We start from the raw sequence: 11,990 nt of genomic DNA on the forward strand, positions 1-11,990 counted from the left end.
AATGGAAGAAAAACAAATAATGGCTTTTAGAGATGAAGAGGGAAATAAAGTTGAATTTGAGGTTGTTGCTAAAATATATTTAGGAGAAAAGAATAAAAAAGAATATATAGTTCTTTCACCATTAGAAGGTAACGGAGATGAGGCTGATGACTTTGTTTTTAGAGTTGATAAAGTAAATGATTCAGTTGAATATAACCTAGTTGAAGATGATGAAGAATTTAGATTAGTAAAAAAAGAATATAAAAAGTTATTATACTAAAAAAGAGGTAAATATTATGGAAAAGTATAGAATAATAAATTTTTTATCAACTAATGGATTAACAGAAATAGAAGAAGTTTCTTCAGGAGATAACAAATTAGCTCTTAAATTTTATTATGATTTTGAAGATATAGAAATACAAGGAGCTAAAGCTTGTGCAAATGATGAAACAGACTATGAAGAAGATAGTAATCCATGGATTGTAGAAGGAGTTATTCCATATTTAGATGACATTGCAACAGATAGTGTTGAAGAAATTTTAGAAGAAGTTATGGAAGATTTTGAAATAATAGCTAAAGCTGAAGGATATGAAATAGAAGCTAGCAATTATTCAGGAAAACAGTTCTTAGCTGTGTTCTTACCAGAGGATGAAGAACTAGAAATAGATAATATTTTAGAGGAATTAAAGTAGTTTTAAGAACTATTTAACTAAATATAGATTTATAGTAAAAATATTTCAAAAAATTCAATGTTGATTTTTTTAAATCTTGTGTTATAATGAAATCATAATTAATCCTGAGATGTACGAGAAGCTTATTAATTTTAACCTACATGATAAATACGGGATTTGCAAAATAGCTAATGAAATCGGGCTTCAAGTTTTATTTCACTTTTGTGACGGAAGATGATAGAGTTAGTTTGCGTAAAACCCACCTGCGAGAGGCAGGTATAAAATTGTAAGTGTGACGGCATATTTGGGAATATTAATTGAGTTTGTTTAAAGGTTCAGCTTTTTGTTGGACCTTTTTTTCTTTGGATAAGTTTAAATTAATTTTATTTTATTTAAATAATGTGTATAATATTGTTATGAATAAGATATTAACTAACATGAGGAGTGAAAGATTATGAGCAAAGAGATAAGCAATAAAGATAGAGAGAATATAATAAAAAGAATATATGAAAGAATGAAACATGATTTTAAAGAAGAAGAGTTTTATACTGAAGTTTCATTATCAGAAATGGAAGATAGTATAAAAAAACATTACTTAAAAGGAAAAAATAAGTTTAAAACTCTAGAAGAACTTATAGATGATGAAATAAAAAATGAAAAATTTTAATTTATAATTACTGACTATATAAAAGCGTCTATTAAAAAAAGAATTAGGCTTTTATATAGTCTTTTTAAAAGTATAGGCAAGTATATATTAATGATATTCATTATATATACTTAATATATTAACAAAATTATTTTTATGGTGTATAATATGATGATGTGTGGTGTTTTAGTAAAATAATATATTTAAAGAAATAGGTGAAATATTATGAACAAGAGAAAACTAACTGCAATTATACTTAGTGTATCAATGATTTTTGCAGTTTCAATAAATAGCAGTAATATTGTACAAGCTAAGACTACAGAAGAAGCACAACAAGAAATTGATGATAATAATAATAAAATAAATGATCTTAAAGATAAGCAAAGTGATATAAATTCCGAGAAAAGTAAATCACAAAGTAAATTAGATGAAATACAAAAACAAGTAGCTGATAAAAATCAAAAGCTACTTAGTTCACAAAAGAAAGTTGAAGAATATAAAGTTAGTATTGATTCCTTAAAAGAAAATATAGATAAACTTCAAGGGCAAATCACTAATATCCAAAGTAGTATAGATAAGAAGAAAAAGGAACAACAAGAAAAAGAAGAAATACTTTCAAGTAGAATAAGAAGTGCTTATAAATCTAATTTAAGTAATCAATTTTTATACATAATGCTTGAATCAAAGAATGTAGGGGATTTCATAAGTAATATATCAAACATAAAATATGTAGTAGACACAGATAATAAGTTAATTGATGATATAAAGAAAGTTCAAGGCGAATTAAAGGAAGAAGAGTCTCAATTAAAAAATCAAGAGGAAGATTTATCAAGCAAAAAAACTAAGTTGGAAAATGAGAAGAAAGAATATGATACTTTAGTAAGTCAATATCAATCTCAATTAAATGAATTAAATTCTTTAGAGCAAGAAAAACAAGATGAAATAAATAGATTAAGTGAAAAAGAAAGATCATTATTAAATGAGATTAATAGTTATCAAGAAGATAATGCTAATCTTAAAGATTATATAAATAATTTAATTAATCAAAAGAAAAGTGCAAATTCAGATAGTAATAATAAAAACAACACAAGTAGTAATGAATCAAATTCAACTAGTAGTGAGGGAAGTTCAAGTACAAAACCTAATGTGTCAAGTGGTTTTATGAGACCTGCTCCAGGTGGAGTTACAGATCCTTTTGGACCTAGAGTGCATCCTGTTACAGGAAAAAGAAGTGTTCATACAGGCGTAGATTTAGGAGCATCTTATGGAACTCCTATTCTTGCATCAAAGTCAGGTACTGTTGTTGAAGCAGGATGGAATACGGCTTATGGTAATATGGTTATAATAGATCATGGAGATGGTACAAGCACTTTATATGGACATTCATCTAGTCTTGCTGTACAAGCTGGACAGCATGTATCACAAGGACAAGTAATTGCTTATGTAGGCTCAACAGGATATAGTACAGGACCACATCTTCATTTTGGTATAATGATAAATGGAGAATGGGTGAATCCTATGAACTATATAAGTTAATTTAAAGGAAGTGTATTAAAATTATATTTACAAAGAAAACTACAAGAGAATTTCTTTGAAGTTGAATTTTAATATGCTTCTTTTTATTTAATATATTTTACAAAAAATTATTTTGGAGATGATTAGGTGAAAGCTTTAATTTTAGTAGGAATAATATTATTAGCTGTAGGTTTATTATTTGAGTCAATGTATAAGATAAAAATGGTATTTAATAGTTTTTCTAAAGAGACTAATGGAAATTTTGGAAAAGATTTTGATTTTGACTTTAAAAATCAATTTAATAATATGTCAATAGAAAAAAGAGAAGAATTTATAAAAGTTTTACCAGAAGATAAGAAAGTTTTATTTAAAGAATATTTAGCTTGTAATAAAGATGATGAAAATGGGTTAAGAGAAAAATTAAATGAAAAACATGTTTTTAATATGTTTAATAGATGGGCAAGACAAAATAATATAGAACCAATAAATATGAGTAGCTATAAGAATTTATAAAAAATCATTTTATAAAGATATAAAAAATAGTCCAAGGAAGAAAAAATCTTCCATTGGACTATTTTTATTTTATGAAAAGTTTAAAAAAGCTTTAGTTTTCTTTAGATAAATGTTTGTTTATATAAATTTTCTTTAAGAATACTGATACTATGATAAATAATATTAATAGACTTATAGATAGATATATACTTGTTTTATTAAAACTAATCCATTGAGCTCCTAGATTTACAAAAACTAATATACCAGGAATAGTTCCTATTAAAGTACCTAAAGCAAAGTCTTTATATGATATTTTAGTAAGACCAGCTCCATAGCTTATTAAATCAAAAGGAAAAAGAGGAATTAATCTTAGAAGTAAAATCATTAAAAATCCATTGTCTTTTAACAATTCTTGTATATTTTTAAGTTTATCATTTTCAAATTTTTCTACAAATGATTGACCAAGGAGTCTAGAAATAAAGAAAGAAATACTTCCTCCTATTAAAGCACCAATACTGGTATATAAAAATCCTCCACTTAGTCCAAATATAGTTCCTCCTAATATGGCTAAGATAGAATCTGGGAAAAATGTTAAAGGAACTAAGGAAAAGGCTATTATATAAATTAATGGAGCAAAATAACCAGAATTTAAAATTAAATTCTTTAAATTATTCATATTTAATATATTGCTCTTAGCAAGGAAAAATATAATAAAGACTAGTGCCAATATTATTATAGAAATTAAAAATTTATGAAAATTCTTCATTATTAAACCATCCTTTATATTTATTCAGCAATTTTTATTGTAAAATAAAAATATAGAATTGTAAAACTTAATTTAAATATAGTTTTAGTGAGGGAGGAATATGATGATAAATTGGGAGTTTATTATAAGTTTTATTGTTGTAGCTTGCATTATATACCTTATATATGTATGTTACGGTAAATATTTAGAAAAAAAGCAAAGATATCTTAAAGCTTTAACTATATTTTTGATTATAGAAGTCTTAAGAAGGATTTTTATTTATGGAAAAGTAAACAGTAGTTTAATAAGTGGACTTTCTTTTATTCAATTAATATTTTTGCTGATTTCAGTAAGTATGTATGGATTTATGTATTTAAAGAATAATTTAAGCTAATAAATTGAAAATGTAACTATTTTGAAATGATAAATTTAAAATTTTAAAAGATAATTAGTTAAGTAAACTAATAGAATAATTCTAAAAATATATAAAATTAACATAGGAGGAAGAAATGAGTAAGGATATTTTTTCTAAAAAAAGAAACTCAGATAAAAATAAATTTTTAAAAATACTTTTAGCAGTTTTAGCAATTATAATACTATTATGGTCTGGAATAAAAGTTATTACAATGATAGGTAGCAATTTAGCTAATAAGTCTTCAAGCAATGTAGAACAAGTTAAACAGGATAATGTGGTAAAGCCTAATCCAGATGATATTATTCCTGGTATGAATATTACATATGAAGCAGATAAATATGCAGTTGATGCTAAAGACGTACAAGCAATGGCCAATGATACATATAAAGGTGATGGTAAATATGTATTTTTAACTTTTGATGATGGTCCATCTAATTCGACAGAAAAGATATTAAATATATTAAAAGAGAAAGATGTACATGCAACATTTTTCGTTTTAGGTACTAGTATAGAAAAAGACTCTAAAAGACAAGATTATTTAAAAGAAGAATTAAAAAATGGAAATGCAATTGCAAATCATAGTTATAGTCATGACTTTAAAAAATTATATCCAGGAAATAAGCTAAATATTGACTATTTTATGGAGGAGTTTAATAAGACTAATGATATAATGAAGGGTATTTTAGGAGAAGAATTTGATTGTAAGGTAATAAGAATGCCAGGTGGATATGGAACAAGAAAATATTATAAGGATCCGTATCTTAAAGAGTTTGATAATGTATTACAAAAAAATGGAATAGTAAATGTTGATTGGAATGCTTTAGATGGTGATGCAGAGGGAAAACCATATTCCACAGAGGAAATGCTTAATTATGTTAAAAAGACATCAAAAGGAAAAAATCATGTAGTTATCCTTATGCATGATGCAGCAGGAAAAGAAAAAACTGTAGAAATATTACCACAAATAATAGATTACTACAAAAATGAAGGATATGAGTTTAAAGTTATAAAAAATACTTTTAAAGAAGAAAATAATAGTAATCAAACTCAAAATAATACAGAAAAAACAAGCAAATAATAAAAGGATGAGAAAACATCATTAGAAAATACTAATGATGTTTTTATTTTTTACTTGCATTAAATTTCCATTTCCAAAAAGATTCATTAGTTAATTCGTATATATGTTTCTTTTCTTTAATTGTAAAATCTCGACTAGAAAAAATATCTCTAATCTCTTTTTCAAGTAGTTCTAAATAAATTTTTTTATCTTTTAGATCGTCATAAATTTCTTTTGAAAAATCTTCTTCTAAATTTTTTTTCTTTTTTGAATTTCTAAGCCAACTACATTGTTCTTTAAAATGACTTTCAGAGATCATTTTATTATTTTTTGCTTGAACTTCTTTTATGTTATCAATATTCATAATAACTCCTTTCTAAAAGAGAGATTATATTATATATTCTTCCATTTTATAGAAAATCCTTCAAAAGAAATATAAATACATTGATAAATTAAAAAGAGTATAAGTTTTCTTGAAAAAATTTAACATATAATTATATAATAGAATTTAAAATAGTAATAAATAAAAAATGGAGTGATTATTTTGAAATATACAAAAAAAGAAAAAGAGGAATTAAAAAAAATCTTAACTGATGAAGAATATTATGTTACTCAAGAAAATGGAACAGAAAGGCCTTTTATAAATGAATATTGGGATTTTAATTGGGAAGGAATATATGTTGATGTAGCAACAAATCAGCCTTTATTTACTTCAAAGGATAAATTTCATTCTTCTTGTGGATGGCCTGCATTTTCAAAACCAATAGATAGAAGCGTAATAAAAGAAAAGGTAGATAAAAGTCATGGAATGATTAGAACTGAAGTTAGAAGTAGATTAGGAGATTCACACCTAGGGCATGTATTTTGTGATGGACCAGAGGAGTTAGGTGGATTAAGATATTGCATAAATTCTGCTTCTCTAAAATTCATTCCAAAGGAAGAATTAAAAGAAAAGGGGTATGAAGAATATCTAAAGCTCTTTAAATAAATTGATATATTATAATAAAGTAATAGAAAAGTAGGTGTTTTAATGGGATTCTTATTAAATAATGATGGAGAAAATGATTTTCTTTTAGCTGATACTTATTCAAAGGATGATATATTTTGGATAACTTTAAGGGGATTAATATCTAAAGGTAAAATTGATGAGGCTGAGGATATGCTTTTTAAAGAAGCAGAAAAAAATCCTTCTATGAAGATATATGAAATAGGAGAGAAAATGTATAGCTTACTAGCCAATAAAAGTGAAGAAGAACTTAAAAAATGCAATTTCTCAAAAGAAGAAATTGATTTAGGGCTAGAAGATTTAAGGAGATTAATAGAGAAATATAGCTTATAGTCTATTATATACAACAATAAATCAAAATAAAGGGAGATAATTATGAGAAGTTTAAATAAAGAAATTTTTCTTCAAAAATATCCTCATGTAGAAGAATACATAGAAAAAAATAAAATTAAGTTTGAAGATTTACAGAGAATATATAAGGATTTTGTAAAGTTTGAGGGTTCTTATTATAATCAAGCTGATTTTATAGCAAATATACTTCGTTCTAATGAAAATGTTCATTCTGTTAAATCAAGGATAAAAAATCCAGATAGATTAATAGAAAAAATAATACGAAAAACAGAAGATAGAAAAGAAAAATATGGTGAAGATTTTTATTTTAATGAGGATAATTATAAAAATGAAATAACTGATTTAATAGGAATAAGAGTATTACATATATTTAAGGATCAATGGAAGGATATACATGATTTTATAATAAAGACTTGGAATGTAATTGAAATAACAGCTAATATAAGAGATGGAGATGATAGAAGTATATTTGATAATCTTGGTATTGAAGTTATATCAAGGCAATCAGGATATAGATCAGTTCATTATCTTGTGGAATGTTATCCTACCAATCAGAAGGTTATTGCAGAAATTCAAGTAAGAACTATTTTTGAAGAGGGGTATGGAGAAATAGACCATAGACTTAGATATTCTCATAATGAGATTCCAGAGATATTAAAATCTAATCTGTTACTTTTCAATAGAATTGTAGGAAGTGCAGATGAAATGGCTTCATTGATAAATATGCTAAATAATAATTTAGATGATAAAGACAATTATTATGAAAGTAAGCTAAAAGAAAAAGATGAAGAAATAAGAAAATTAAAAGAAGAAATTGAAAAGTTAAAATAATGAAAATGGGCTACATTTAGATATCTTTTAAATAAAACTCATAAATATTTGTTAAAATTATTTATAAGTTTTATTCTTAAGGTGAAATGTAGCCCTTAATTTTAAAAAAATATAATGTTAATAAAATATTAACTAAATGTGAATAAAAATAAAATTAATAAGGAGTTTTAATAAACTTTGGAGGAATTTAAGAAAATTTAAACTTTGATTTTATAAGATTTAAGGAGTAAACTGAACATAGTTCATTGTGAGGTTTATTAATGGTATAAAAAAAATAATATTAATAAAACTCACATTTAGAATAAATAAAAAATTAAGAAAGGATGACAATAATGAAGAAAAAATCAGTTGGAATTACCATGGCTGTTTTCTTATTAGGAATATTTATGGGAGCTATTGACTCTGGTATAGTTTCGCCAGCAAGAGATATAATAGCTGATGGATTAAAAGTTTCACAGAATGCTAGTGTTTGGGTTGTAACAATATATACTTTAGCATATGCAGTATCAATGCCTCTTATGGGAAAACTTTCTGACAAATATGGTAGAAAAAAAGTTTATATGTTTTCAATAACTCTATTTGGACTAGGATCTTTATTATGTGGAATATCAGATTACGTAAATAGTTATACATTTTTATTATTATCAAGAGTTATAGAAGCAATAGGTGGCGGTGGTATAATGCCAATAGCTACGGCGTATATAGGAACATCATTCCCAGTTGAAAAAAGAGGTTCAGCTCTAGGAATGATTGGAGGAGTATATGGAATAGCAACAGTTGTAGGACCAAGCTTAGGTTCAGGAATACTTTCTATCTTTGGAGATAAAAACTGGGGATTTTTATTCTTAGTAAATGTTCCAATCAGTATAATAATATTAATTATGGCAACTAAATTAGAAGAAAATACTTCTGCACAAGGAATTAAAAAGTTAGATATTCTTGGTTCAGGCGTATTAACAATACTAATTTTATCATTAATGTATGGAGCTACAAACTTAAAATTCTACGATTTTACTAGTTCAATAAAATCACTAGATGTTTGGCCATATCTTTTAATATTTATAATATCAATTCCAGTATTAGCTTGGGTGGAAAAGAAAGCTGAAGATCCAGTAATAAACTTATCTTATTTTACTAATAAGGAAATAGCTATAACTTTAATATTAAGCTTTGTTGTAGGTTGTGGATTAATGGCAACAATATTTATTCCTCAATTTAGCGAAAATATATTAAAAACTCCAATGGGTAGTGGTGGATATATAGTTACAATATTTGCAATCTTTGTAGGTATAGCAGCACCTTTAGGTGGAAAATTCATTGATAAAATAGGAGTTAAAAAAGTACTATTAATAGGGATGTCTTTAGTTATCATAGGAAATCTTTATCAAGGATATGTAACAACTAAAAATCCAGGTATGGTGAATTTGGTAATAGGACTAGCTATTATTGGATTTGGCTTAGGATTCTCTATGGGAACACCAATAAATTATTTAATGCTTAGTTTAGTACCAGATAATGAGGCTACAGTTGGACAATCAGCAGTATCATTGATTAAATCCATAGGTATTGCAGTATCACCAAACATTCTTATTAATTTTATATCAGATGCAGGTAGAAGAGTGCCAGAAGCATTACAAAAAGTTATGCCACATGTAGATGGAATATCTAATATTATGTCTAATAGTGGTGGTGGAGCATCAAATGTTGCTAATTCAATGGGAAATGCTAGTGTTACTAATATATTTAGTATTATAAAAGGAATAGCACAATCACAATTTGCAAATTTAGGAGACAAGTTTGCTAATAATCCTCATATGAACATTGATATGATTGAAAAATCATATATGCAAAGTTTAGATGGAGCTAAGAATGCAATAGAAAATGCATTCCAACAAACAATGAATACAGGATACACTAAATTATTTTTAACATGTTCTATTATAGCTTTAATAGGATTAATATTAACAGCTATGTTAAATAATAATTTAATAACAATGAAAAATAGAAGATTGGAAAATAAGGAAAAAAATAATTGATAAAAAGTGTTTTTTGAGTTATGATAAATAAAAACAAATAATTTTAAGATATTGCTAGGGGTGCTGTAAAAGGCTGAGAGGAATTTTAAATTCTAACTCTAATAACCTGATTTGGTTAATACCAACGTAGGGAAGTATATTTTAAGTTGTGATTTTTCATATTAGAAAATATTATTATGATTAATTAGAGAATATATTTTTAAAAGGTTTAGCAATATTGCTAAACCTTTTTTTGTTGGTATAAAAGCGCTAGTTATTTTGAAAGAGGTGAAAAGATGATTGTCAATGGTAAGAATGTAGAAAAAGGTGAATTTAATACAGTTTATGATTTACTAAAAAGTTTAAATGTAAATAGTAACAGGGTTGTTGTAGAACTTAATAAAGAGATAGTTAATTCCTGTAATTACAATGAAATCTTACTTAATCATGAAGATGTAATTGAGATTATTGCATTTGTTGGTGGAGGATGATTAATTAATAAGGATTTAAGATGCTTAAGACAATAAAAGATGAGTTAAAATAAAATTAAAAAAAGATAAGAGGGCCTTTATGAATATAAAGATTAATGAAAAGTGGAGAGAGGTAAAAGAAAATTGTACATTATATTCTTTAAGAAATGAAGAATTTTGTGGTGCTGATATTATAATCTTAAATGGGTTTCCAATTGCAGATGATAAAGAGATTAAGGATGGGGATAGAGTTGTCTTTATAAAAAAAGGAATTATACCTAATAAAGAGGAGTTAGAAGAACTAATGGTATCTAGGCATACACCAGGTATTTATGAAAAACTTAAAAGAATTAAGGTTTTAATAGCTGGATGTGGAGGACTTGGATCTAATATTGCTATTTCTCTAGGAAGAATAGGAGTTGGAAATATAAGCTTAGTAGATTTTGACATAGTAGAACCTTCTAATTTAAATAGGCAGCAGTATTATATTGAGGATATTGGAGAATTTAAAGTAAATGCTTTAAAAAGAAATTTAATGAGAATAAATCCTTTTATAAAAATAGAGGCTTTAAATCTTAAGCTTTCTGAAGAGAATATGGATGTTTTAGAAGGAGCTGACATAATAATAGAAGCTTTTGATAATCCGGATTACAAAGCCTTATTGGCTAATTATGTTTTAAGAAATATGAGGGATAAATTTTTGATTTCTTCTTCAGGAATGGCTGGTTTTTATGATTCAAATTTAATAAAAACAAAGCAAATAACAGATAAGTTTTATATTTGTGGAGATTTAGTAAATGAAGCTAAGGAAGGCTGTGGGTTAATGGCTCCTAGAGTTTCTATATGTGCAAATCACATGGCTAATTTAGTTGTAGATATAGCTGTTAATAAAATAGAATTTCACAAGAAAAACTAATAAAAAGACAATAGGTTTTAAATATTTTTTAGACATAGTTTATATGTAAAAAAATAAACATTAGCTTAAAATGTTAAGAATTAAGAATAGTAGTGAGAAGAAAAGGAGAGTTTTTATGGACAAGCTAATAATAGGTGGAGTAGAAATAAAAAATAGACTTTTTGTTGGAAGTGGTAAATATCCTTCAAATGAAATAATAAAGGATGTTTTAAAGGGAAGTGGTTCTCAAGTTATAACTTTAGCCTTGAGAAGGGTAGATTTAGATAATAAGGAAGAGGATATCCTTGAAAATATACCTAAGGATGTAATACTACTTCCTAATACTTCTGGAGCAACAAATGCAGAAGAGGCTATTAGGATAGCTAGAATAGCAAGAGCTATGGGTTGTGGAAACTGGATAAAGATAGAAGTTATATCAGACTCTAAGTATTTGCTTCCTGATAATGAAGAAACCATAAAGGCAACTAAGGTATTAGCTGATGAAGGCTTTGTAGTACTTCCTTATATGTGTCCAGATCTTTATGCAGGAAGAAGGTTAATAGAAGCTGGAGCAGCAGCTGTAATGCCACTTGGTGCACCGATAGGAAGTAATAGAGGGTTAAAAACTAAAGAATTGATTCAAATAATGATAGATGAATTGGATATTCCTATTATAGTTGATGCGGGTATAGGAAAGCCATCACAGGCTATGGAGGCTATGGAAATGGGAGCTGCAGCTTGTTTAGTTAATACTGCCATAGCATCTTCAGAAGATCCTATAAATATGGCTAGAGCTTTTAAAATGGCTGTAGAAGGTGGTAGATTAGCTTATGAATCTAAAATGGGAAGAAAATCAAAGTTTGGAAATGCTTCATCTCCGCTTACTGGATTTTTAGATTAGG

At 26.3% G+C, this 11,990-nt stretch carries 16 protein-coding genes, 1 other RNA gene and 1 riboswitch; of the genes, 15 read left to right on the forward strand and 2 right to left on the reverse strand.

The window, feature by feature from the left end:
• Nucleotide 1: 1 nt before the first annotated feature.
• From Q1J60_RS11640 to Q1J60_RS11665, 6 genes are all read left to right on the forward strand, one after another.
• Nucleotides 2–259 (forward strand): DUF1292 domain-containing protein, encoded by a 258-nt coding sequence (locus tag Q1J60_RS11640; RefSeq protein WP_195381663.1) that lies wholly within the window; start codon nt 2–4, stop codon nt 257–259.
• 16 nt (nt 260–275) lie between these two features.
• Nucleotides 276–671 carry a hypothetical protein gene (locus Q1J60_RS11645; RefSeq protein WP_300262405.1) on the forward strand — a complete coding sequence of 132 codons (396 nt, stop codon included), beginning with the start codon at nt 276–278 and terminating at the stop codon, nt 669–671.
• Between the two features lie 98 nt (nt 672–769).
• Nucleotides 770–965, forward strand: a non-coding RNA gene (gene ssrS, locus Q1J60_RS11650) — 6S RNA.
• A gap of 139 nt (nt 966–1,104) precedes the next feature.
• Complete coding sequence (locus Q1J60_RS11655; RefSeq protein ID WP_300262407.1) at nt 1,105–1,317, forward strand: hypothetical protein; 213 nt, start codon at nt 1,105–1,107, stop codon at nt 1,315–1,317.
• A 204-nt stretch (nt 1,318–1,521) separates the two neighbouring features.
• The gene (locus Q1J60_RS11660; protein ID WP_300262410.1) at nt 1,522–2,832 is read left to right on the forward strand and encodes a murein hydrolase activator EnvC family protein; all 1,311 of its coding nucleotides are present in this window, start codon (nt 1,522–1,524) and stop codon (nt 2,830–2,832) included.
• Between the two features lie 126 nt (nt 2,833–2,958).
• Nucleotides 2,959–3,324 carry a hypothetical protein gene (locus tag Q1J60_RS11665; protein ID WP_300262413.1) on the forward strand — a complete coding sequence of 122 codons (366 nt, stop codon included), beginning with the start codon at nt 2,959–2,961 and terminating at the stop codon, nt 3,322–3,324.
• Between the two features lie 91 nt (nt 3,325–3,415).
• Here the strand turns inward: Q1J60_RS11665 and Q1J60_RS11670 are convergent, their stop codons facing one another.
• Nucleotides 3,416–4,069: a TVP38/TMEM64 family protein gene (locus Q1J60_RS11670; RefSeq protein ID WP_300262415.1), complete on the reverse strand. Its 654-nt coding sequence runs from the start codon at nt 4,067–4,069 to the stop codon at nt 3,416–3,418.
• A 100-nt stretch (nt 4,070–4,169) separates the two neighbouring features.
• On the opposite strand from Q1J60_RS11670, the gene Q1J60_RS11675 reads away from it, so the two are divergent.
• Together Q1J60_RS11675 and Q1J60_RS11680 are read left to right on the forward strand one after the other, a co-directional pair.
• Entirely contained in the window at nt 4,170–4,442 is a 273-nt protein-coding gene (locus Q1J60_RS11675; protein WP_300262418.1) for a hypothetical protein, read from the forward strand.
• Between the two features lie 115 nt (nt 4,443–4,557).
• Nucleotides 4,558–5,541, forward strand: a complete 984-nt coding sequence (locus tag Q1J60_RS11680; RefSeq protein WP_300262421.1) for a polysaccharide deacetylase family protein — start codon at nt 4,558–4,560, stop codon at nt 5,539–5,541.
• Between the two features lie 43 nt (nt 5,542–5,584).
• Here Q1J60_RS11680 and Q1J60_RS11685 read toward each other — a convergent pair whose 3' ends face one another.
• Nucleotides 5,585–5,884, reverse strand: a complete 300-nt coding sequence (locus Q1J60_RS11685) for a hypothetical protein (RefSeq protein ID WP_300262424.1) — start codon at nt 5,882–5,884, stop codon at nt 5,585–5,587.
• A gap of 180 nt (nt 5,885–6,064) precedes the next feature.
• On the opposite strand from Q1J60_RS11685, the gene msrB reads away from it, so the two are divergent.
• The 7 genes from msrB to Q1J60_RS11720 all read left to right on the forward strand — a co-directional run bounded on the left by msrB (nt 6,065) and on the right by Q1J60_RS11720 (nt 11,989).
• Nucleotides 6,065–6,508: a peptide-methionine (R)-S-oxide reductase MsrB gene (gene msrB / locus Q1J60_RS11690; RefSeq protein ID WP_300262426.1), complete on the forward strand. Its 444-nt coding sequence runs from the start codon at nt 6,065–6,067 to the stop codon at nt 6,506–6,508.
• Between the two features lie 42 nt (nt 6,509–6,550).
• Nucleotides 6,551–6,859, forward strand: coding sequence for a DUF6483 family protein (locus tag Q1J60_RS11695; RefSeq protein ID WP_300262429.1), 309 nt, complete (start codon nt 6,551–6,553; stop codon nt 6,857–6,859).
• 42 nt (nt 6,860–6,901) lie between these two features.
• On the forward strand, nt 6,902–7,708 hold the full coding sequence (locus tag Q1J60_RS11700; protein ID WP_300262432.1) for a RelA/SpoT domain-containing protein: 807 nt from the start codon (nt 6,902–6,904) through the stop codon (nt 7,706–7,708).
• 332 nt (nt 7,709–8,040) lie between these two features.
• On the forward strand, nt 8,041–9,744 hold the full coding sequence (locus Q1J60_RS11705; RefSeq protein ID WP_300262435.1) for an MFS transporter: 1,704 nt from the start codon (nt 8,041–8,043) through the stop codon (nt 9,742–9,744).
• Between the two features lie 46 nt (nt 9,745–9,790).
• Nucleotides 9,791–9,894: riboswitch (TPP riboswitch) on the forward strand.
• Nucleotides 9,895–10,019: 125 nt separating this feature from the next.
• Nucleotides 10,020–10,214 (forward strand): sulfur carrier protein ThiS, encoded by a 195-nt coding sequence (gene thiS, locus Q1J60_RS11710; RefSeq protein WP_300262438.1) that lies wholly within the window; start codon nt 10,020–10,022, stop codon nt 10,212–10,214.
• 79 nt (nt 10,215–10,293) lie between these two features.
• Nucleotides 10,294–11,109 (forward strand): sulfur carrier protein ThiS adenylyltransferase ThiF, encoded by an 816-nt coding sequence (thiF, locus tag Q1J60_RS11715; RefSeq protein ID WP_300262441.1) that lies wholly within the window; start codon nt 10,294–10,296, stop codon nt 11,107–11,109.
• Nucleotides 11,110–11,224: 115 nt separating this feature from the next.
• Complete coding sequence (locus Q1J60_RS11720) at nt 11,225–11,989, forward strand: thiazole synthase (protein ID WP_300262444.1); 765 nt, start codon at nt 11,225–11,227, stop codon at nt 11,987–11,989.
• The last annotated feature ends 1 nt before the right edge of the window (nt 11,990 follow it).

The organism is Clostridium sp. (assembly GCF_029258205.1).
GTDB lineage: Bacteria > Bacillota > Clostridia > Clostridiales > Clostridiaceae > Sarcina.